Annotated in this window: 21 protein-coding genes, 1 tRNA gene and 1 pseudogene; 9 read left to right on the forward strand and 14 right to left on the reverse strand. The window is 52.8% G+C overall.

The genetic code is table 11. The features are described 5' to 3' along the window. Positions 1–5 precede the first annotated feature (5 nt). The 10 genes from GO984_RS22530 to ychF all read right to left on the reverse strand — a co-directional run bounded on the left by GO984_RS22530 (position 6) and on the right by ychF (position 8,290). A complete protein-coding gene (locus GO984_RS22530) occupies positions 6–1,700 on the reverse strand; it encodes a relaxase family protein (RefSeq protein WP_157024791.1) in 1,695 nt (564 codons plus the stop codon). Beyond that, positions 1,697–2,053 (reverse strand): plasmid mobilization protein, encoded by a 357-nt coding sequence (locus tag GO984_RS23745; protein ID WP_245231223.1) that lies wholly within the window; start codon positions 2,051–2,053, stop codon positions 1,697–1,699. The genes GO984_RS22530 and GO984_RS23745 overlap by 4 nt, the downstream gene beginning before the upstream one ends. Before the next feature lie 163 nt (positions 2,054–2,216). Then, on the reverse strand, positions 2,217–3,089 hold the full coding sequence (locus GO984_RS22540; protein ID WP_157024792.1) for a hypothetical protein: 873 nt from the start codon (positions 3,087–3,089) through the stop codon (positions 2,217–2,219). Positions 3,090–3,149: 60 nt separating this feature from the next. Next, on the reverse strand, positions 3,150–3,362 hold the full coding sequence (locus GO984_RS22545; RefSeq protein WP_157024793.1) for a MerR family transcriptional regulator: 213 nt from the start codon (positions 3,360–3,362) through the stop codon (positions 3,150–3,152). A gap of 75 nt (positions 3,363–3,437) precedes the next feature. Continuing rightward, on the reverse strand, positions 3,438–4,145 hold the full coding sequence (locus tag GO984_RS22550) for a hypothetical protein (protein WP_157024794.1): 708 nt from the start codon (positions 4,143–4,145) through the stop codon (positions 3,438–3,440). Further along, positions 4,138–5,319 (reverse strand): tyrosine-type recombinase/integrase, encoded by a 1,182-nt coding sequence (locus GO984_RS22555; RefSeq protein ID WP_157024795.1) that lies wholly within the window; start codon positions 5,317–5,319, stop codon positions 4,138–4,140. Before GO984_RS22555 ends, GO984_RS22550 begins: the two co-directional genes overlap by 8 nt. 1 nt (position 5,320) lies before the next feature. Next, the gene (locus tag GO984_RS22560) at positions 5,321–5,842 is read right to left on the reverse strand and encodes a hypothetical protein (RefSeq protein WP_157024796.1); all 522 of its coding nucleotides are present in this window, start codon (positions 5,840–5,842) and stop codon (positions 5,321–5,323) included. A gap of 160 nt (positions 5,843–6,002) precedes the next feature. Continuing rightward, positions 6,003–6,090: transfer RNA gene (locus GO984_RS22565), tRNA-Ser, on the reverse strand. 163 nt (positions 6,091–6,253) lie between these two features. Further along, entirely contained in the window at positions 6,254–7,177 is a 924-nt protein-coding gene (locus tag GO984_RS22570) for a nucleoside hydrolase (protein ID WP_157024797.1), read from the reverse strand. A 15-nt stretch (positions 7,178–7,192) separates the two neighbouring features. Next, positions 7,193–8,290 (reverse strand): redox-regulated ATPase YchF, encoded by a 1,098-nt coding sequence (gene ychF / locus GO984_RS22575; RefSeq protein WP_157024798.1) that lies wholly within the window; start codon positions 8,288–8,290, stop codon positions 7,193–7,195. Between the two features lie 158 nt (positions 8,291–8,448). Between ychF and GO984_RS22580 the strand changes: the two genes are divergently transcribed. Both GO984_RS22580 and trpA read left to right on the forward strand, forming a co-directional pair. Next, a complete protein-coding gene (locus GO984_RS22580; RefSeq protein ID WP_157024799.1) occupies positions 8,449–8,940 on the forward strand; it encodes an acyloxyacyl hydrolase in 492 nt (163 codons plus the stop codon). Positions 8,941–9,018: 78 nt separating this feature from the next. Further along, the gene (trpA, locus tag GO984_RS22585) at positions 9,019–9,810 is read left to right on the forward strand and encodes a tryptophan synthase subunit alpha (protein WP_157024800.1); all 792 of its coding nucleotides are present in this window, start codon (positions 9,019–9,021) and stop codon (positions 9,808–9,810) included. Between the two features lie 11 nt (positions 9,811–9,821). Here trpA and GO984_RS22590 read toward each other — a convergent pair whose 3' ends face one another. From GO984_RS22590 to GO984_RS22605, 4 genes are all read right to left on the reverse strand, one after another. Continuing rightward, a complete protein-coding gene (locus GO984_RS22590; RefSeq protein WP_157024801.1) occupies positions 9,822–11,216 on the reverse strand; it encodes an ATP-binding protein in 1,395 nt (464 codons plus the stop codon). A gap of 5 nt (positions 11,217–11,221) precedes the next feature. Continuing rightward, positions 11,222–11,770, reverse strand: coding sequence for a heme NO-binding domain-containing protein (locus GO984_RS22595; RefSeq protein ID WP_157024802.1), 549 nt, complete (start codon positions 11,768–11,770; stop codon positions 11,222–11,224). 82 nt (positions 11,771–11,852) lie between these two features. Further along, on the reverse strand, positions 11,853–12,305 hold the full coding sequence (locus GO984_RS22600; RefSeq protein WP_157024803.1) for a MarR family winged helix-turn-helix transcriptional regulator: 453 nt from the start codon (positions 12,303–12,305) through the stop codon (positions 11,853–11,855). Further along, on the reverse strand, positions 12,298–13,443 hold the full coding sequence (locus tag GO984_RS22605; protein WP_157024804.1) for an Acg family FMN-binding oxidoreductase: 1,146 nt from the start codon (positions 13,441–13,443) through the stop codon (positions 12,298–12,300). Before GO984_RS22605 ends, GO984_RS22600 begins: the two co-directional genes overlap by 8 nt. 145 nt (positions 13,444–13,588) lie before the next feature. On the opposite strand from GO984_RS22605, the gene GO984_RS22610 reads away from it, so the two are divergent. The 7 genes and pseudogenes from GO984_RS22610 to GO984_RS22640 all read left to right on the forward strand — a co-directional run bounded on the left by GO984_RS22610 (position 13,589) and on the right by GO984_RS22640 (position 20,439). Continuing rightward, positions 13,589–14,752, forward strand: coding sequence for an alpha-hydroxy acid oxidase (locus GO984_RS22610; RefSeq protein WP_157024805.1), 1,164 nt, complete (start codon positions 13,589–13,591; stop codon positions 14,750–14,752). 144 nt (positions 14,753–14,896) lie between these two features. Next, positions 14,897–15,529, forward strand: a complete 633-nt coding sequence (locus GO984_RS22615; RefSeq protein WP_157024806.1) for a LysE family translocator — start codon at positions 14,897–14,899, stop codon at positions 15,527–15,529. Between the two features lie 162 nt (positions 15,530–15,691). After that, entirely contained in the window at positions 15,692–16,327 is a 636-nt protein-coding gene (locus GO984_RS22620) for a 50S ribosomal protein L25/general stress protein Ctc (RefSeq protein WP_157024807.1), read from the forward strand. A gap of 255 nt (positions 16,328–16,582) precedes the next feature. Continuing rightward, positions 16,583–16,720 (forward strand): annotated as a pseudogene (locus GO984_RS24055) (DUF3604 domain-containing protein); the annotation flags it as partial. A gap of 94 nt (positions 16,721–16,814) precedes the next feature. Then, positions 16,815–17,501 carry an aminoacyl-tRNA hydrolase gene (gene pth, locus GO984_RS22630; RefSeq protein ID WP_157024809.1) on the forward strand — a complete coding sequence of 229 codons (687 nt, stop codon included), beginning with the start codon at positions 16,815–16,817 and terminating at the stop codon, positions 17,499–17,501. Between the two features lie 73 nt (positions 17,502–17,574). Beyond that, positions 17,575–18,738 carry a serine hydrolase domain-containing protein gene (locus GO984_RS22635; protein WP_157024810.1) on the forward strand — a complete coding sequence of 388 codons (1,164 nt, stop codon included), beginning with the start codon at positions 17,575–17,577 and terminating at the stop codon, positions 18,736–18,738. Positions 18,739–18,813: 75 nt separating this feature from the next. Further along, the gene (locus tag GO984_RS22640) at positions 18,814–20,439 is read left to right on the forward strand and encodes an AMP-binding protein (protein WP_157024811.1); all 1,626 of its coding nucleotides are present in this window, start codon (positions 18,814–18,816) and stop codon (positions 20,437–20,439) included. Positions 20,440–20,519: the final 80 nt, after the last annotated feature.

Genomic DNA, 20,519 nt, shown 5'->3' on the forward strand with positions numbered 1-20,519 from the left:
CTATGTCAGGGGCTGGGGTCTGACCCAATTCGTATGGCAGGCCGCGTTTTCCGACTTTGATGGGTTGGTCTTGTTAAAGTGGGTTTTGACCTCGTTAGCCATCTTCGACAAGCCTCTTCAAGTCGTCTTGCTGTTTCTGCAAATCGCTCAAGCGTGTCTCTAACGCGGTCGCGAACCGATCGAATTCGCGCCTCAAATTCGCGAAGTCGTTCGGTGAGGTACTTGCACTCTTCAAACCAGTCTCGAAGGTGGTGTTCAGTTCTTCGACAGCGCGCAAGAGTGCGGTCTCGAAGGGCGTCAATTGGGGATGGGTCATGGTTTACCTCGTCACTGCTGTCTCGATGCAGACTGTCCCGCCGCTCGGGTTTGGCACTGGGCAGCCGGCCAGCTCGACGCCCCGGGGCAGGCTCAGAACCCGCCCCAATCCGCCAAGACCACGTGTCACTCTCACGCCATCCAAGCCAAAGGTCGCCAGATTGATCTGAGGCGATGTTGTTTCCGCTTTCGGGAATGTCAGTTGCACGGCCATCAAGAGCACCCAGGAGGTCAGCAAGACCCCCGCTAGATAAGTCGGCAGCATCGTCTTCCAAGTGACCGTCCGCCATTCCTTCCGGCTCGCGTCCAGATCTCTCACTGTGTCCCGTATTTTCTCGGCTTGATCCTCGATCTGGGCCGCTGTCCGCCTTTGGATTTGATTGCTCAGCTCTTCGAGGCTTTGCAAATCTTGCGCGATTTTTCGCTGCGCGGCGTTCAACGCTTGCGTCAAATGCCGTTCGAAGTCGTGTAACATCTGCTGCGTCTGCGCTTCGGTTGCGTGGGATTGACTCTCGACCTTCGTTTGCAGGTTTTGCAGCAAAGTACTCATTTGCGGTCCAGTCTTCATGGAATATACGATCCTCTAGTCGGAATGTGTTCTGGCTGTCTGACGTGCCCGCGATCCTCATGGTGATCCGGGTGTCGCGCCGCCTGGGCTTACCGCCCTCGGTTTCAAAAGCGTCAGCCTTGCGGCGTTTCTCGAGCTGTTTTTCAGTCAGCGGCTTGAATTCGAAGTCATCCAGTTCTGCCAGGACAGTGCGAACATCAGCGTGGTTGTGGATTTCACCCGCTTCGATTTTTTGAACGACCAATGTCTGGATGGCTTCTTTAATCTGCTTCCGGTCATCAAGGTCAAACACGGGTTTGGTCATCCGCTTTCGGCCCTGCTCTTCTGGGCTAACCCAGCCTTCGCACGCATTCCAATAGTCTCGGAAAGCGTTGAAGTAGGGTTCTGATCCGGGTGGGGCTGGGTTGAACGAGCGGTTGCCGTAAAGCTCAACGCGCGGGATCAGGAAGTGCAGCTCGACATTGCCCATATGCTGATGGCGGACCCAAAGGATATTGGCCTGATCCGCCTCCAATCCTGCAAAGGCGGCCTTCTCAAAACCCTGCATGACTGCCGCCTGCTGGCGGTCAGTGGGACCATCATCCGCATGGAACGCCACCACGCCAGATGTGTAGCGCCACTTGCGGGTGTTGCTGTCAATCAGGTGGCGAGTCAACTCGGGATCACCGGCGATCAGCGCTGGCAACACCTCCCGCCGGACGGTGTGATTGGGAATACGCTTGCGGTCTTCGGTGTAGGCCGCGACTTCCGCCGCCAGCAAGTATTCCACCGCAGCCGCGCCCGAGCCATCCCCATGATCAAAGAAGCGCACCATCATCGGGAATGGTCCTCAACGATTGTGGCCAGCTGACGCGTGACCGCCAACAAGAGCGTGCGGACCGCAATCAGATCAATCGCACGCCCAGCCTTGCGGTCTATGTTGAGCGCATGGGAAATCTGATTGAGGTTGCTCCCCACACGCCCGACCGCTGCCAGGAGCGTGGGGTCAACTTCGGATGGCTGCGTGCGCCGCCGCATGGGTTCAGAGGACAAAACATGGCGGGTGTAATCCGAGAGGGAACGTTCTTCGGCGCGAGCCTTGTCCGCCCAGCCTGCACGTTCTTCTTCGGTGCATCTTACTCGCAGTAGCACCCTGCGAACCGTGCGCGGTTTTGGATCACGTCTCGCCATGACAACCACCTTCAGCGCACCCACGCGCCGGGTTTGGGGTGAAGGGGAAAGGGCCTGCCCATTCCCTTCCAAGGTGCACGTGGCGTAGCCACACGCGTAACCTTGCTCCCTGAAGCTAAGGCAACGCTTTGCTTTATGTTCAACTGCTCCGCTAAGATTTGGATCACCATTTCAGAGACGCCATGACCGCCTCTTTGGCAAACGCCGAGTCAATAGTGGCTTGTCTCGGCATTGATGCAACCTTGATGGGCTCATCTTCCTGCGCTCTTTTCTTAGTCTCTTTTGAATCTTCTCTTCTCTTCTGTGACGGCACCGTGGCGACACCCTGCACTGACGGTCTTGGGAGAACTTCAGTTGTGAGTATTGAGTAGCCGACATCAATGATTTCTGGAGATGTATGCAGTGCTCTTCTCGCAATTTCAGCGTTGATTGCGTCTTTCAAATCAGGGTATCGAGGAAACACCCTAACCATAAAGTCGCGCAGCACTTCTATCACCTCTGGCCCATGGTCACTCTCGGGGTCGTACTGCCCAGTACGAACCGCACTTCCACAAACAAACTCAGCCATCGAACGGGTCACTATTTTGGCGGTTGGTAGTTCGCTATTGAGGTAGCTTTTCGTTCGCGAGATGACCGTAGATTTGTTTTCCGGAGCGTAAGTTCCATAAAACCACCCGACCAGCCGGACGTAGCCGTGCTCATGATCGTATTCGATCAGCCTAGCTCTTACCAAGGCTTCAATCACCCGATCGATTTCATTTGGTGGGGTTAGACTCTCAAAGGAAAACTCTCGCTTAGGGTATCGGAATAAGCCCAGGTAAGTTGCGCGGAAACTAGTAAGGGCTGCGAAATATGCGGCTCTTGCGGTTGGATCTTCTGCCAACGCAATCCATTCTTCAGTTTCATGGATTTTGCTTTGACATTTGACAAATTTCATTTCTGCCATTGGTGTCGTTTCCTTCGTTCGACAAAAAGGAATGGTCTGCCAGCCCAGCTGACCTTCAGTTTTTGTGTTTGATTTAGGAACGAGTTTCATCTAAGTTTTTCTTGCTAGAACTAACCAGACGAAGCCTCGCTCTTGCGAGGTTTTGTTCGTTTAGGCGGTTGAATTTTCGTTAACCACCAGGACCTGATCGACCCAGACATTCAGGTCTGCGCCATGGTATTTGATACGCCGACCAAAGCGCAAAAAGTTAGGCCCCACTCTACGATGCCGCCATTGCGCTCTTTTGGTGCGAGGGGCGATTACATCAAGCTCAATGTCACTGTCATCGTAAACACGATCATTCTCAAATATATTGGGACGCATTCGGATTGTCCTTGCATTGTTTCGTTCGATCCAATGCTGCCGGACTACGTTCAATCAACATACACTATTTTGGTTTTAGGAATCTTTTTTGTGCTGTTCGTACTCATCGCTGGTGACAAATTTGAGTATGGTTGGTTCGGGCAGCTTTATGCGTTTTGTTCGAGAAGCGGCCTTAAAAATTGAGGAAATCTCTTGAAAGACATTGTGCGCATCCGGCACTTTCCCTCTCACTCCACCAGATCGTGAAAAGTCACATCCGGCACGCCAGATAACGACGTATTGAAAAATGTCGCGATACTTTCTCCAAACCTGTTCAAGCCTATCAACACTGGTACGCCGTAGTGGCAATGGGAAATTATCCTTGAACTCTGGGTCATGCTCAAAAGCACCCCTAAATCCTCCGGGTGCCGTAAAAGCCGAAGAGACTGCGGCAAAGGCTTCGCTTTGGCTCGCACCGTTGATTACGCCGTCAATGACCATGCTAAGAGGTAAAATATCGCGTTCAATAACTGGCCAAATATTGTTCTCCGGGGCATCAATGAGGGCGCGCAAACGTTCCGTCTTTGCGAGAAACTTCAAATGGCTGGCCGTAATTGGCGCGTCCGCCTGTCCAGCTCTTTCTAGAACCCACTCTTGAAAGCACTTTGACAAGCCGCCCAGATACAAATCTTCAAAATCAAGCCTTCGAGACCGGGACACAAAAAGCGTCTCCAAAGCGAACCACTGCGCTCTTTCTGCATTCACAAATGCATGGCCGTCAGTTGGTACAAGAATTTCAGGCATTCCTAGCAACAACCACGAAGTGGTTCCAATCGAGCAAAAGCTGTCGTCTCTTTTCAAGCAAATCAGATCGAGCATAGGCTCGCTCGACTTCAGTTCCAACTTTGTGTGCTAAGCTTAGCTCCGCCACTTCTCGAGAGACGCCTGGCTGCTCGGCGGACCAGTCTCTAAATGTTGAACGGAATCCATGCACTGTGATGCCTTCCACCTTCATTCGTCGCAAGAGCATCAACATTGCCATGTTTGACATTGGCTTGTGTCGTTTTTGGCCCTCGAACACCATCTCCGATCGCAACCTCCTCAGCGGCTCGACAATGGCGAGCATCTGGGGGGTCAGCGGAACACGATGTACTTGATCTGCTTTCATTCGCTCAGCTGGTACGATCCAAATTTGCTTATCGAAATCGAACTCTTCCCATCGGGCATTGAGCACCTCACTTGTCCGACTCGCGGTCAGACAAGTGAACATGAGCGCTTTCGCGGCCATCGCGTCCTTTGTTGCTAACTCGGCGTAGAAGGCAGGGACATCTGCCCAATGCATGGCTTTGTGGTGCTTCACCTTCTGCTTTACTTGAGGCAGCACCCGGGCATCGCGGATCGTCGTCACAGGGTTTTCACCATCTCGGAACCCTTTCGACTTCGCGACGTCCAGCACCGCTTTGATACGTTGCGCAAGGCGCTTGGCGGTTTCGTGCTTCGCGGTCCAGACTGGCAGTAAGACCTGTAGCACCTCGGGTTGACCAACCTCCGATACTGGCAACCGTCCTATCTTGGGAAAAGCATACTCGGCCAACGTATTGATCCATTGCTGTCCATGTTTTGGGTTCTTCCAAGTTGGCAAACGCTCAATATGAACTTGTCGCGCGATCTCCTCGAAAGAGGGAATTTCCTGTCGTCCATTGTAGCGCGGATTGATGCCTCGTTTTGCCAATCTGCGATATTCCAAGGAGCGATCACGCGCTTCATTCAAGGTCACGACATCAGCGCCACCAAGCCCAAAGTCCGTCCGCAAAGGTTTGCCTTCGCGGTTGCGTTGACCCTTCACCGTGACACGCACAATCCAACGCCTTGCGCCAGATGGATCGACCACAAGGTACAAACCGCTCCCGTCACCGTGACGACCGGGGCCGAGGGTTCGGACCAAATTCTTTGTCAGCTTTCCGCCCAGGACAGCCAAGTCAGTCTCCCTTCATGTGTGGTAGGTACTTTTGGTAAGTTGGGAGGTGGGCGATTAATTTCCTAATGGCATCATTGCCAATCTGATCAGCTTCTGCAGTAGTCCTTTGAGGGGCACAATTTGTCAGCAAAGCATTGACTTCACTCCAAGGCAGGATTCTTCGAAACTCGACGCCGTGTGGGTTTCCGTCTTTTGGTCTGATCTTTGCCGCCGCGACCGAAGCGGCCTCAAGCTGACCTAAGATTTTGCTATCTACTCCAGCCACCTCGGCCAACCAGAACATCATGGGGCTACACTTCAACCCGCTCCAGATTTTTGAAGGCTGGAATGCCTTGCCGTCCAACTCATTCTCGCGCACTTTCAGGGAAAGCCAGCCGAGCCAGTGCTCTCTTTGGGAACCGTACCACTTGTCATGAAACCCTGCGCCGATCTGAATTCTCTGCTCTAGCGCGATTGTTCTGCCGGGCTCGCTTGGAAAACTTGCAACCAGCCTACGTAACTCAAAAATATCAATTCCAGACATCGATCAGCCCCTCAAAAATACCACGATTTCTACCACGCAATGAATAGAAACGAGTCTAATCGAAGAGAAATGAAAAGCAACAACGAATGCAGATATACCAACAAAAACAGCCCCGTAAGGGGTTGAATGAGTACCAACAGAATTGAATGAAAATGGTGGGTGGCGGAGACGAAGGGATTCGAACCCTCGAACGCTTGCACGTTACTCCCTTAGCAGGGGAGCGCCTTCGACCACTCGGCCACGTCTCCGTTGATCGGTATATCCGCGCAGTGGCTCCGAGAACAAGGGAAAAAAGTCCATTTTTTGATTTTTCTTGCGGGCCGAGCGATGGCCCTGTGAGGGCGCGTCAACAAAGGGAAATTGTCGGATGTGGTCGGACCCAGAAATCAACAACACGGCCAGGCGGCGGGGTTAAGGCAGGAGAGCCAAGCGTTTGAGGAATAGAGATTTTACTTCACTTGACTGAACATCAATACAGACGTCAACCGGGGGGCGTTTGTTGTCAGGTGCCGCGAGAGTTGCGCCTGATGTTTCGCCTTCGCATGAAACACGTAAAGGAGTGGAAAGGGTCGTGAACAGCTGCGGATGGGTGCAGGCTATAACTGCTGCCGGATCGTGGAGCGAGCAGCCGTCCAACTTGTCGACAGATTCATAGAATTTCAGGTAGAATACCGACATTTGTTGCAGCATGCCGCCCAGTTCAGGGGATTGGGCTGCAATAGCGGAAAAGTCGGACTTTGTGCAGAGGATCCGATGGGTGACGTCCAGCCCGACCATTACCACGTTGGCGCCAGAACTAAACACTACATCAGCCGCATGTGGGTCGTGATAGATGTTGGCCTCAGCGTGGGGGGTGATGTTGCCTCCTTCGTGAAGAGAGCCGCCCATGATCACAATCCGTGCAACGTTTTTCGCAAATTCAGGGTCACGTTGAATAGCGTGAGCGATGTTGGTCAGCGGTCCGATTGGACAAACAACCAGCTCTCCCTTGTGCTCACGCGCCATTCGGCACAGAAATTCAGTGGCATCCTCGTCAATCTGCTGATGTTTAGGAGTGGCTGCCGGAATGTCGCCGAACCCCTCATCTCCATGCACATGCGCTGATGGTGTAAAGGGTGGAAGCGCTAACGGCGTCTCGGCGCCATGAGCTACCGGCAAGTCCAGTCCTGTGGCCTCAAGCAGGCGCAAGGCGTTACGAGTGGCGGTTGGTGTCGACACATTGCCAAAAACCGTGGTCAGCCCCAGCAATTCGACTTCCGGCGCAGCTGCGGCATAGAAAATCGCCATGGCGTCGTCGATGCCCGGATCGGTGTCTATGATCATCTTGACTGTCATGGCGCTCTCCGTGGCTCAGGTGTTGAACAAGAAATGCATGACGTCACCGTCCTGCACCACATAGCTTTTGCCCTCGGCCCGCATTTTGCCTGCTTCCTTGGCACCTTGTTCGCCGTTGTTTTCAATGAAGTCATCATAAGCAATAGTCTCGGCCCGGATAAAACCTTTTTCAAAGTCGCCGTGAATGACACCAGCCGCCTGCGGTGCGCCAGTGCCACTGCGGATGGTCCAGGCGCGCGCTTCCTTTGGGCCTACTGTAAAATAGGTTTCCAGATGCAAAAGTTCGTAACCGGCGCGGATCAGCCGGTCCAATCCAGCTTCAGCCAGGCCCATCTCACCAAGGAACATTTCAGCCTCTTCCGGATCAAGTTGAGAAATTTCTTCTTCGATCTGTGCTGAGATGATGACGTGGCTATTGCCCTGCGCTGCGGCCATTTCGGCAACTTTGGCAGAATGGGCATTGCCCTCGACAGATTCTTCTTCGCCAACGTTGCAAACATATAGAACCGGTTTGCTGGTCAACAGCTGTAGCAACTTCCAAGCCTTAAGGTCTTCGTCGTCAACCTCAACCAAGCGGGCCGGTTTTCCGTCTTCCAGCATCTCTTGGGCTGCGGCGAGCAGGCGATCCTGCTGTTGGGCTTCTTTATCGTTGCCTTTTAGTTTACGTACCAGATTGGTACGGCGCTTTTCGACACTTTCAAGGTCAGACAGCATCAGTTCGGTTTCAATGGTCTCAGCATCTGCAACTGGATCAACGCGATCTTCGACGTGGGTCACATCGCCGTCTTCAAAACAGCGCAGCACATGGGCGATCGAGTCGGTCTCGCGAATGTTGGCGAGGAATTGATTGCCGAGTCCTTCGCCTTGCGAAGCACCTTTGACCAGTCCGGCAATGTCGACAAATGTCATCCGGGTTGGGATGATTTGTTTTGAACCAGCAATGGCAGCCAATTTGTCTAGTCGCGCGTCTGGTACGCCGACTTCGCCCACATTGGGCTCAATCGTGCAGAATGGAAAGTTTGCCGCCTGCGCCGAGGCGGTTTTGGTCAATGCGTTGAACAATGTAGACTTACCGACATTCGGTAGCCCTACGATCCCCATTTTAAAGCCCATAACGACCTCCTAATGCCATGTCAGCGGTGCTTCTAGGCTTCAATTGACGTTGATACAAGCGGCTCGGTTCATTCTAGGCCAAGAAGTGGTTGGCAACTTGCTACGACAATTTGGCACTCCATATAACATTGGATGTATTGGCAAGCAGGATCAACGGTATGAGGGCTCGGTGGAGTGTTGTCGTATTACTGGCAACGAGCAATGCACTGGCGGCGCAAGACTGGATCGTTGGGGCCGGATTTGCCGATTTTTCAAATGGTTTGGCTCAAGATGGTGGTGTTGCCTTAGTCGAGTACCACCACAAACCCATTCGCGATTCTAGCGATTTTCTGCTTGGGTTGGGGGGCGCATTTACAGTGCATGGCACCGGCGATCTGCATTTGGGCGTTGGACTGGTTGGCCAATTGCCGCTGTCAAACAATTGGTTTGTTGAAGGTAGCGTGATGCCTGGGGTTTACCTAGAGCGACATGCACGCAACGATTTAGGGTCCGCTTTCGAAATCCGTAGCTTGATCGCACTAGGCCGCCGGTTTGCAAATGGCTCGGGGATTTCGTTGGCGTTAACGCACAAATCAAACGCATCGACCGCGGTCCACAACCCAGGCGTGAATGCATTTCTGTTACGCTGGCATCTACCAATTCGGGACTAAGAGGGAAACGCAGGGGTGGGATTGATTTTCGCGTCAGTTTTCGGCACATCCGTCGGGTAAACAGGAAAAGGCCCGATCATGACCCGCATTGATGCCAAATTTGCCGAATTGTCGGCTGCAGGAAAAAAAGCATTTGTATCCTATGTAATGGCGGGTGATCCAGACTTTGACACGTCGCTGGAAATCGTCAAAGGCTTGCCCGCTGCAGGCGTTGATATCATCGAACTCGGGTTACCTTTTACCGACCCGATGGCGGATGGTCCGACAATTCAGTTGGCTGGTCAGCGTGCTCTTGATGGCGGCATGACCTTGCAGCGGACATTGGATCTGGCGGCTGAGTTCCGCAAGACCGACGACACCACTCCGATTGTGCTGATGGGCTATTACAACCCGATCTATTCGCGCGGCGTTGATAAGTTTTTGGTAGATGCCGCTGCCGCAGGCATTGACGGGCTAATCGTCGTTGATCTGCCGCCAGAAGAAGATGACGAGCTGTGCATTCCCGCGCAAAAAGCGGGTCTGAATTTTATCCGTTTGGCCACCCCAACCACCGATGATGAGCGTTTGCCACGGGTGCTGCAAAACACTTCGGGCTTTGTCTATTACGTGTCGATCACGGGTATCACGGGTGCTGCCGAGGCTGAAGCGGGCGATGTTGGCCCTGAGGTTGCGCGTATCAAAGCAGCTACTGATTTGCCGGTTATCGTTGGTTTTGGCATCAATTCACCGGAACGCGCGCAGACAATTGCATCGATTTCAGACGGTGCAGTTGTTGGCAGCGCAATTGTTAGCCAGATTGGCGCTGGCAAGTCTGTTGCAGAAGTGCTGGCGTTTGTGAAAAGCCTGTCTGATGGTGCGCACAGAGGCTAACCCAGAGAGCTTTAGGTTGGAGCAGTGGCCGTTTCACTTAGCGCTAAAGCCATCGCTCTAATCAATTCTGCTTTTCGGATTGGTTTTGCCACATGTCCCGTCATGCCGCCTTCAAGGTAGCCGGAAACTTGATGAACCATGGCGTTGGCAGATATGGCAACAATTGGCACAGGTTGGTGTTTGCCTTCCAGTTCATCTGCCCGGATCGTTTGCGTCGCTGACAGCCCGTCCATAACCGGCATGTTTACGTCCATCAGTATAAGATCTGCGCCGTTACTGCGCCATTCTGAAACAACTTTTGCACCGTCGGCGACAATCACCAGTTCCAGATCATAGCGCTTGAGCATATGCTTCAGAACCAACTGATTGGTCTTGTTGTCTTCTGCTATTAGAACACGCCACCTGCGCTGGTTCAGAACGGTTTCGTTTTCTGCTAACTGCAACCCTTTCGTTGTTTCGGGGCATTTGGCCGGTGCCATTTGAATTGAGGCGGTGAATTCGGTGCCGTCGCCTGCTGCACTAAGGCAGGTAATGTCGCCACCCATCATCCTACAAATATCACGTGCAATCACCAGTCCCAGACCTGTGCCGCCGAATTTGCGCGTGATACTGGCGTCAGCCTGAGTAAATGGCTGGAACAACTTTTCACTGTTTTCTTCAGGAACACCAATGCCAGTGTCCCGAATTATCAGGTTAAGTTGCAAGTTGCCGTTTTCCAAATGCACGGCCTCGGCTGTGAACGCAACGGCGCCGCTGGTAGTGAATTTTATGGCATTTGACAGTAGATTGCCAAGGACTTGGCTCAATCGGTTTGGGTCGAATTTGGCCCAAACGCCTCCAGCGGATAGCAGCCCGCTATATAGTACCGTAAACCGAAGCCCTTTTTCCCGGACCTTTGGGGCAAACTGGGCGCACATTCCATCTAGGAAATCACAAACAGAGGTGGGAACATTCTCTATTTCCAGCATCCCGGCCTCAACCTTTGATAGGTCTAAGATATCGTTGATGACCGACAGCAGCAGGTTGCCGCTGTCAGAAATAAGGTCGAGAATTTCCTCTTGTTCGCTTGTTAAGTCACTATCAGCCAAGGCTGTGGCCATGCCCAGAACGCCGTTTAATGGCGTTCTAATTTCGTGGCTCATGGTGGCTAAAAAAATGGACTTTGCTGCGTTTGCAGATTCAGCTTCATTTCTAGCAGCTTCAAATTCTGCAGTGCGTTGCGCGACCGCCTCTTCCAATCCAGCAGCTTGCTTTTGCAAGGCAAGGTTGGCGTCATACAGTTCCCGGCTCTTGGCTTCCAGTAGCTGTTCAGCCTCCTGTCGGGCACGTTTTTCACGTTCATACCGCCGTCTGGACACACGGTCGGGCAGTTGTGTGATTGGGTGGTCGTATTCAGGTCGTGCCATAGTCTTTATTTGGCCCATTCGATCATGAATTCAGCCCTACAACGCCCGTCTTCCGAACAATCCCTCATTTTTATCTCTGCAGGTCTGTCAAAATGTTCGACGCACCCCTCTATCAGCCCAAGACAAAAGTGGTTCAGGGGGCGATCCGAGCTGTAGGTCATTTTCAGACCTGCGCCGCCAGAAAACCGTTGGGTCGAAAATGTTGGGAGTTCGGCATCAGGGTAAAGCTTTAGCACCTCGACGTGCACTTCGTTCTCAATGGCCTCGAGCATCTCAAAGGCGTTTTGTTTACCTTCAAAAAACTCTGGGTACCCATCGACAAAGCGGCTAAACATCCAGTGGCCAAATTTTGTCTGCAATGCCGTGACGGGAATATTCAACTGATCACCTATCGCCACGACAAGTTTTATCAGCTCGCTACAGGGGTAGTTTCCAACGGAAGTATATGCGCCATCAGTGCTGAGATCGATGTGATCGATGATGTTGTCCAGGTCCTCCTCGCTCATGACCGTTTCGGCCATGCGGAAGAGTTCCACGAATACCATACCCTTCATTGCGATCTCCAATAGTTCCTATTTGGGCCTATCAGCGCATCGTAAACACCGTACTAATGAAGAGTTGCGACATAGTGCCTCGCTACGTAGCGTCGCGTGCCTTATCCAGGAACTGCCGCATCTCTGTCAGAACGGGCAAAAGCGTTTCTATACGCTCCTCAGAAAAATGCTCAGCAAAGCCTTCGAACCCTGTCGCCGCCTGAGCAACCATGGATTCGCGTATTTCGCGCCCTTTGCTGGTCAGCCAAATGCACTTACTGCGCGCGTCATCGGGATTTGGCCGCATCTCGATGAGTCCGTGTTTGACACATCCACCCAGAGTATGAGTCATCGTGGTCTTGGGGACTTGGAATGCACGGGCGATGGCGAGAGGAGTGGTGCCTTCGCCAACGCGCACTAAGTGGTTGAGAACGCCAAAATGTGAGCTCAGCAACCCATCAGGCAACCGCTCCTCTAACAAGGTGCGGCTGAGCTGATGGATAATCCCTATTTCGTTGAACAACACAAAATAGGGCGATGGCCGTGTGTCAGGCATTTATGATCTTTGCTTCTAAGGGCCAGCGCGGGCTTTCCGGCACTGGAGCACAATATCCAAGACGGGCAAACATTTGCACGGTTTCGCCGTCTTCGGCTAGTTCTTTGTGAATCTGGGTATAGTGATCGGCCATTTCAGGATACTCCTGCAAGGCCTGACTCAGTGGTTGAAGCCCCATGCCTAAACCGGTGGTCTGCAGGTTCAGCCGCACCCAGTCGTGCCCCGCAGCAATTTGGTCTTCGCGCGTGTTGCCCTTTGTGGTGATCCAGATATGTGCCATTGCAGTTCGAGTATTTGACAGAACTGCATCAATTCCTCCGGTGTAGGTCACGCTGTTTTTGTCCAGAGCGGCTTTGCGGCTGAACAGGCCAAATAGGTTGAGAGTTTCAAATAAGGGGCCGGAGAAGTCGATGCCGTCCGGGTTTTTGTTAACCTCTGCCCGACCAATGCGAAACAAATCAACGCTTTCACGGTAGGTGTGCGGCGTCTCAATTTCGATCATCAAGGCTTCTTCGGACAACGTGCGATAGTGTTTCACGGATTGGTCAGAGTTGTCCGCCCACCGTCGCGTACCGGATTGGGGCGTGCTTATCAGGCTGCGAAGATCATCGTCGCTAACGGCCCGGTCCATATCGAACGGTTCTTTTTGTGTTCGCCGTCGCATCACATGGGCGAAAAGAGGATCAGGTTTAACGGTTTCGGACTTCTGGAAATGAGCGATAGCGACGGGACGGCTGTCCAGTTCCTCGGTGTCTGACCCTTCGGGGAATAGGTCTAGCTGCACGGCATAACCATCCTGTGCGGCCGCCATGCGTAAGACTTCAAGAAAACAACCAAGGCCAATAGTGATCTGGCGGTTGAATGGATCGGTGTGCGGCAGCAAGCGGTTGGTGTCGACAAAGAGCTTGACCTGATTTGGAGTGCTTAGGTCGACCATCCAAGGCTGCCGGTTATGGGGATTGGGCGCCAAAATGGCATAAGAAAGGGCGCGTTTGCGAATTTCGTCATATTGTCCAGCAGCTGCCCAAGGCGCCAATGCTTTGTTTGGTTTGCGTGTCACGTGTAGCCCGGTGCCTGCTGCGGCAAGAATTGCTCCGCCACCAATGATAGAAAGCGCTTTACGTCTGGAAATTGTCATGGATCACCTCATTAGTACGATATCGCACTAAATATAGTGCGATATCGTACTTACAAGGGTCTGTATGAGGATTTGTGAATTTGGTTGCAGCCTCGGTGTGGAATTGGTAATTTTTATTTACCAAAGATAGTGAGAGCGACACCGCATGCCGACCATCACCAATATCAACGACTTAAAGCGCATCTATGAAAATCGGGTGCCACGGATGTTTTACGACTACGCGGAAAGTGGCAGTTGGACCGAACAGACCTTTCGCGAGAACACCACTGATTTTGATCAGGTCCGGCTACGTCAGAGAGTTGCAATAGACATGACTGGGCGGTCAACGGCAGGTCAGATGATTGGTCAGGATGTGTCTATGCCTGTAGCGTTAGCACCGGTTGGCTTGACTGGCATGCAACACGCTGATGGTGAAATCAAAGCGGCCCGTGCTGCTGAAAATTTTGGCGTCCCCTATACGCTCTCGACAATGTCAATCTGTTCGATTGAGGACGTGGCAGAGCATACTACCAAGCCATTCTGGATGCAGGTCTATACCCTGCGCGACGATGACTTCATGCGGCGCCTGTTTGACCGTGCCAAAGATGCAAAATGCTCCGCTGCGGTGATCACCGTTGATTTGCAACTGCTGGGGCAACGGCACAAGGATTTGAAAAACGGATTGTCTGCTCCGCCCAAACTGACAGTAAAATCAGTCAGTAATATGATGACCAAGGTACGTTGGGGGCTGGGTATGCTGGGAACCAAACGGCGGTTCTTTGGCAACATCGTTGGCCATGCAAGTGGCGTCACCGACCCCTCATCTCTGACCACGTGGACAGCCCAGGCCTTTGATCAATCACTGGATTGGGACCGCATTCGCGAATTCCGAAAAATGTGGGACGGGCCATTGATCATCAAGGGGATTTTGGACGCAGAAGACGCCAAACAGGCGTTGAACGTTGGTGCAGATGCCATCATCGTTTCCAACCATGGCGGCCGCCAACTGGACGGCGCGTTGAGTGCTATTAAATCGTTACCTGCAATCATGGACGCGGTTGGTGACAAGATCGAAGTGCATTTGGATAGCGGCATTCGATCCGGCCAGGATGTGCTCAAAGCCCTGTCGATGGGGGCCAAGGGGACGTACATCGGTCGGGCCTACATATACGGGCTAGGTGCCATGGGTGAGGCTGGGGTGACCAAGTCACTCGAGGTGATCCATAAAGAACTGGAGACGTCTATGGGGCTCTGCGGCGTGAGAAAAGTAGACGATCTCAGTCGCGATAACCTGCTGGTTCCTGAGGGGTTTGAAGGGCGTTGGGCCTGAACTTGGGGCAGGTAAGGAAGGGCCTGTATCCTAGCGAACTCAATGTGACACAGCGGCAGTAAATTCGGCAGTACGAAAAAGGTTGGAGTATAGCGGCTTAGCCGCTACTCCATAATCGTGTTCATGCCACAACGGGTTTACTCAATGCCGTCGACTGAAATTCTTATCGCGTTCTTTCTGGCCACTGGCATTTTTGCCTACATGCCCGGGCCAGCTATGCTCTACGCGGCGGCGCAAACTATGGCTCGTGGCAAACGAGCCGGTTGGTTCGCGGCTCTGGGTATACATTTCGGCGGGTATGTTCATGTTCTTGCCGCAGCCTTTGGTCTGGCCATTTTGTTTCAAGCGGTGCCAATCCTTTATACGGGCTTAAAATTTGGCGGAGCCGCATATTTGATTTGGTTGGGCATTAAGATGTTCCGCGCTCGTGCTCCCATGTCAACGGGCGCTATCGAGGTCTCGGCAAAGAGCCCTAAGCGGGCCTTTTGGGAAAGCGTCACAGTTGAAGTTCTTAACCCCAAAACAGCAATATTCTTTCTTGCGTTTCTGCCACAGTTTGTTGATCCGGAAGCAGGGCTGGCAATCTGGGCGCAGTTGCTCCTTCTTGGTACAATTGTGAATGTCATGTTTTCCAGCGCCGATATTCTTTGTGTGCTTTTGGCCGGCCGGGTTGCAGGGCTTTTGAGCAGGTCCGGTTCTGCTGGTCGTTTAACGCAGCGACTGGGTGGGGGTGTTTTGGTTGCCTTGGGGCTCAACATTGCGCTTAACCGTCAATAACCGTAGCAGCCCCATTCGAATTCAGTTTGAGCGGTAACGCCTGCGGTTCTTTTCCTTGGTTGTTTCCCCTCTTCCCATCCGTATCTCTTTCCTCTATACGCGCGGCTTCACGCGGGGATACAGCCTTGGAGGATTCCCGCCCTTACAATTTGGAGAATTATCATGGCTGGAGAGATTCCTAATCTCGAAGCTCTGGAACGGACGGGGACAGGCAAGGGCGCCGCTCGTCAGGCACGTCGCGACGGCTTTGTCCCAGGTATCGTTTATGGTGGCGACACTGATCCACTGGCAATCAATATCCCATTCAATGTTCTGTTGAAGAAATTGAAAGCTGGCCGGTTCAAGTCGACCCTTTTCAACCTGAAAGTTGAAGGCCACGACGACGTCCGCGTTATCTGCCGCAACGTGCAGCGTGATGTTGTCAAAGATCTGCCAACACACCTGGACCTGATGCGTCTACGCCGTACTTCGGAAATCGCGCTGTTCATTCCGGTCGAGTTCATCAACGAAGACGAAGCGCCTGGCCTGAAGCAGGGCGGCGTTCTGAACGCTGTACGTCCTGAGGTCGAGCTGGTTGTGACTGCTGGTGACATCCCCGAGAAGCTGGTTGTGGATCTGTCAGGCCTGAAGCTTGGCGATACTGTCACCATCTCGTCGATTAACTTGCCTGAAGGTGCTCGTCCAACAATCGATCGTGACTTTGTCATTGCCAACATCTCGGCCCCATCTGGGCTGCGTTCGTCGGGTGCTGACGATGAAGACGAAGCTGAAGGCGAAGAAGCCGCAGCTGAAGAATAAGAATTTGTCTTTGGCAAATGTGAAACGGGGTCCTTGTGGGGGCCCCGTTTTTTGTTTTGGAAACCCAAATTGGTAAGGCGATCCACGGGTTCTGTCCACTCAGTAGGGTAGGTTGTGGTACGACGAGCTAAGTTCGAGTAATCGAGATCGGATTTTGACTCCGCAATGGAGATTGTTGCCTCTTTGCCGACGGGCATGCCGCCAATCGATAACCTAGATGCAATCAAGTCCGCTTAGCAGGTTTATACAGTACTTGCCGACCGCCATAACGATACTGGTACCTCTACTGTTATGAAGGGCTATGAATGGACATCCGAAGGTGGCGATAACATTCATCGCAAGGTTCTGTTCCGGGATGAAGCTTCCATGGCCAACACGGTTGTGCCCTGTTAATTTGTGCGGGGGCAACTCTGCGCCCTCGCACTCTGGATTTCTCATCTGTTTCAGTGCATCAAGCCAACCGAACACACAAATGGCGAGGTGCCGCATGAAACTTTTCGTCGGCCTTGGGAATCCGGGCAGTAAATACGCGCGAAACCGGCACAATATCGGCTTCATGGCTTTGGACCAAATTGCGTCGGATCATGGGTTTTCTCCTTGGAAATCAAAATTCCAGTCCCAACTTTGCGAAGGTAAGTTTGGGAGCACCAAGGTGCTACTACTCAAGCCGCAGACATTTATGAACCTGTCTGGTCAGGCTGTCGGCGAAGCTATGCGGTTCTACAAGATCGAAAACTCGGATGTTACCGTCTTGCACGACGAATTGGATTTGGCACCGGGAAAATGCCGGGTCAAGAAGGGCGGCGGTCATGCCGGCCACAATGGCTTGCGTTCAATCCACTCGCATATCGGGGCGGATTATGGCCGGGTACGATTGGGCATAGGCCACCCGGGCCACAAGGACGCGGTTGCAGGCTATGTATTGCGTGATTTTCCTAAAGCGGACGAAGGCTGGCTGGATGATTTGATGCGCGGCATCTCGGATGGGGCGGCGTCATTGGCAGTCGGGGATGGTGGACGCTTTATGAATGCGGTGGCCTTGCGCGTCGCGCCACCGCGCAGCTCGAACTCAAAGTCAAAAGGGCAGGGAGAGCAAGTGGTTCAAAAAGCTATTGTTGATGCCCAACCCGATCAACGATCGCCACTTGAAAAACTGCTGGGCAAGTTCAAGTAACGTAACTTCCGTAGCGTCCGGGTTGCCCTATTTGCCAGCACAGGCTTGGCTGGCGAAAACGGGAGGAACGCAAATGCGTCGGTCGTTAAGGATCATTGTTCGGTCAGTGTTGGTGCTGTCTCTTGTTATCGTGGCGCTTGGGCTGTGGAAACGCGAAGAGTTTACCCGCTTGTTGGCGGTGAACTCGCTGTTTGCAGAAGAGAAAATCGTTGGCAACTTCTCCAATATGGAAGGCGCCTTTGAAACCACTCCACTGGCGCGCGGGGGTAAAGCGATCAGCCCGCTTCCGCAGGGCGCTGAAATGACCTTTCCTGCGGGCACTGATCAATGGATCAAAGATCGCGCTATAACCTCGTTGCTGGTGTTGCAGGGCGGTCAGATCCGCCACGAAAGCTATTATCTTGGCACTGCCCCCAATGATCGGCGGATCTCCTGGTCGGTCGCCAAAAGCTACCTTTCCGCCCTGTTTGGGGTGTTGATGGAGGAGGGCGCAGTTGCCTCGATTGATGATCCGGTCACCAAATATGTGCCCCTGCTGAAAGGAAGCGCCTATGACGGTGCCAGTATTCGCAATGTTTTGAATATGGCTAGCGGCGTCACCTTTGACGAGGACTATCTGGACTATGATTCCGACATTAACCGCATGGGTCGCGTTATCGCGTTGGGCGGCACTCTGGATCAGTTTGCAGCGGATCTGAAAGAGAGCTTCGCCACGCCGGGCGACACCTGGCAATACGTTTCGATTGACACCCATGTGATTGGCATGGTGATCCGCGGTGCCACTGGACGCGATGTTCCGTCTTTGCTGACAGAAAAAATCCTGGCGCCTCTAGGGCTGGAGCGGGATGGCTATTACATTACGGACGGTGCCGGAGTGGCCTTTGTGCTGGGAGGGCTAAACTTTATGGCCCGCGATTTTGCCCGCTTTGGCTCGATGATCGCACAGGACGGTAACTATGGCGGTCAGCAAGTTGTGCCAGCAGGTTGGATCGCTGAGTCCACCCGCGCATCAGCTCCCACCAAACCCGGACAAACAGGATATGGCTATCAGTGGTGGATCCCAAAAGATGCACATGAGGGTGAGTTCTTTGCCCGCGGCGTTTATGGGCAATACTTTTACATTGATCGGTCTCGTGATGTGGTGATTGTGTCAACAGGCGCGGATCGAAAATTCCGCGAGCAGGGCGTGAATGAAAGTAACATCGAAATGTTTCGCAAGCTGGTGAAGTTTCTGTAACCTTCAGAAGTCGGGACCGGGTGGTTGCTGCGTACCTGAAACGCGCAAAACAAATTGGGCTATGGGGATATTGATATGAGGAATTGGCTGAAAACATATGGTGCGAACGTCCCGGCAGAGATTAATGCTGACCGGTACCCCTCGGTTGTGGCGCTGTTTGAGGAAGCAGCCGAAACCTATGCCGATAACATAGCCTATGAATGTTTCGGTAAATCGATGACCTATGCAGAAGTCGAGGCAAAGTCACGCGCCGTAGCCGCCTATTTGCAGGTTAAGATGGGGGTTAAACGCGGTGACCGTATTGCTTTGATGATGCCGAACACATTTGCGTTTCCCATCGCCATGCTAGGAATTCTTAGGGCAGGGGCGGTACAGGTGAACGTCAACCCTATGTATACAGCGCGCGAACTTGAGCATCAGCTGAATGATGCAGGGGCCAAGACAATTCTGATCTTTGGCGGCTCAACACCGGTTCTGGCAGACATCATTGGTAAAACTGTGATCGACACGGTGGTATCCATTGATCTAAGCGATGGCATGGATCTCCCAGTCCCATCGCCAGTGGTTGATGACAGGCTGGCCGATGTCATTTCTTTCGCCGATATCCTTACCCACGGCGCAGATCTGGAATATCAGCAGGTAGATTTGACAGGTAACGACAATATCTTCTTTCAGTACACAGGCGGCACAACCGGCCCTTCAAAGGGGGCTGTTCTTAGCCATCGCAATGTGGTGGCCAATCTGGAGCAGTATAAAGCAAACTGGCCCGAGGCTTCGCGTCCAAATGTCGAGGCCATGGTTTGCGCGCTGCCCCTGTACCACATATTTGGCCTGACTATTTCGTTGGCCTATGTGTCTTTGGGTGGGCGAATACTGCTGATCCCCAATCCCCGTGATATGGACGCAGTTATAGACACCATCAAAGATGCCGGCATCACCATGTTCCCTGCGGTGAATACTTTATTTGCGGGTGTCGCGGCGCACCCAAGAGCAGCAGAAATCGATTTCTCGAAACATGTGTTCTCGCTCGGTGGCGGATCTGCCGTGTTGGAAACCACATCAAACAACTGGAAAGCGCTGACCGGCAGGCATATCACCGAAGGCTACGGCATGTCGGAGACGGCTCCGTTGTTGACCGGGGTTCCAATCGGTGGAGCCGAGTTCACGGGTTCCTGCGGATTGCCGGTGCCATCGACAGATATCATCCTGTTGGGGGAAGATAACACCGAAGTCCCAACGGGAGAGCGTGGCGAGATCTGTGCCAAGGGCCCACAGGTGATGGCGGGGTACTGGAACAGGCCAGATGCCAATGCTGAGGTCTTTACCAAAGAGGGGTATTTTCGCACTGGCGATATTGGTGTCTTTGATGAGGCTGGTTTTCTTCGCATTGTGGACCGTAAGAAAGACATGATCATCGTGTCTGGCTTTAACGTCTTCCCAAATGAGATCGAGGCAGTTGTCGCAGCCTGTGATGGGATTATAGAATGTGCCTGCGTCGGAGTTGCTGACGAAAAGACGGGCGAGGGCGTCAGCCTCTTTGTGGTCAAAGCGCCAGAGGCAGAATTGAACGACGAGTCGATTACAGAGTACTGTCGCCAAAACCTGACCCCCTACAAGGTCCCGTGCAAGATAACCTATCTCGCAGAATTGCCCAAATCCAATGTCGGTAAAATCCTGCGCCGCGAGCTGCGTAAGATGTAACCACCATTCCGACTCGTTTTGACATATTCCGACTCGTTTTTTGTTGTTTTTGAGGGTTGAGTCTGTGGATAGGTCTGTGG

The sequence above is a fragment of the Parasedimentitalea huanghaiensis genome, assembly GCF_009753675.1.
Taxonomy (GTDB): Bacteria; Pseudomonadota; Alphaproteobacteria; order Rhodobacterales; family Rhodobacteraceae; genus Parasedimentitalea; species Parasedimentitalea huanghaiensis.

Coding starts and splice junctions, on each gene's coding strand:
- GO984_RS22620 (WP_157024807.1), top strand. CDS start 15,692: ATGGCTGGAGAGATTCCTAATCTCGAAGCTCTGGAACGGACGGGGACA.
- GO984_RS23745 (WP_245231223.1), bottom strand. CDS start 2,053: ATGGCGAGACGTGATCCAAAACCGCGCACGGTTCGCAGGGTGCTACTG.
- GO984_RS22590 (WP_157024801.1), bottom strand. CDS start 11,216: ATGGCACGACCTGAATACGACCACCCAATCACACAACTGCCCGACCGT.
- GO984_RS22615 (WP_157024806.1), top strand. CDS start 14,897: ATGCCGTCGACTGAAATTCTTATCGCGTTCTTTCTGGCCACTGGCATT.
- ychF (WP_157024798.1), bottom strand. CDS start 8,290: ATGGGCTTTAAAATGGGGATCGTAGGGCTACCGAATGTCGGTAAGTCT.
- GO984_RS22580 (WP_157024799.1), top strand. CDS start 8,449: ATGAGGGCTCGGTGGAGTGTTGTCGTATTACTGGCAACGAGCAATGCA.
- trpA (WP_157024800.1), top strand. CDS start 9,019: ATGACCCGCATTGATGCCAAATTTGCCGAATTGTCGGCTGCAGGAAAA.
- GO984_RS22540 (WP_157024792.1), bottom strand. CDS start 3,089: ATGAAACTCGTTCCTAAATCAAACACAAAAACTGAAGGTCAGCTGGGC.
- GO984_RS22640 (WP_157024811.1), top strand. CDS start 18,814: ATGAGGAATTGGCTGAAAACATATGGTGCGAACGTCCCGGCAGAGATT.
- GO984_RS22560 (WP_157024796.1), bottom strand. CDS start 5,842: ATGTCTGGAATTGATATTTTTGAGTTACGTAGGCTGGTTGCAAGTTTT.
- GO984_RS22550 (WP_157024794.1), bottom strand. CDS start 4,145: ATGCCTGAAATTCTTGTACCAACTGACGGCCATGCATTTGTGAATGCA.
- GO984_RS22600 (WP_157024803.1), bottom strand. CDS start 12,305: ATGCCTGACACACGGCCATCGCCCTATTTTGTGTTGTTCAACGAAATA.
- GO984_RS22610 (WP_157024805.1), top strand. CDS start 13,589: ATGCCGACCATCACCAATATCAACGACTTAAAGCGCATCTATGAAAAT.
- GO984_RS22545 (WP_157024793.1), bottom strand. CDS start 3,362: ATGCGTCCCAATATATTTGAGAATGATCGTGTTTACGATGACAGTGAC.
- GO984_RS22530 (WP_157024791.1), bottom strand. CDS start 1,700: ATGATGGTGCGCTTCTTTGATCATGGGGATGGCTCGGGCGCGGCTGCG.
- pth (WP_157024809.1), top strand. CDS start 16,815: ATGAAACTTTTCGTCGGCCTTGGGAATCCGGGCAGTAAATACGCGCGA.
- GO984_RS22635 (WP_157024810.1), top strand. CDS start 17,575: ATGCGTCGGTCGTTAAGGATCATTGTTCGGTCAGTGTTGGTGCTGTCT.
- GO984_RS22605 (WP_157024804.1), bottom strand. CDS start 13,443: ATGACAATTTCCAGACGTAAAGCGCTTTCTATCATTGGTGGCGGAGCA.
- GO984_RS22595 (WP_157024802.1), bottom strand. CDS start 11,770: ATGAAGGGTATGGTATTCGTGGAACTCTTCCGCATGGCCGAAACGGTC.
- GO984_RS22570 (WP_157024797.1), bottom strand. CDS start 7,177: ATGACAGTCAAGATGATCATAGACACCGATCCGGGCATCGACGACGCC.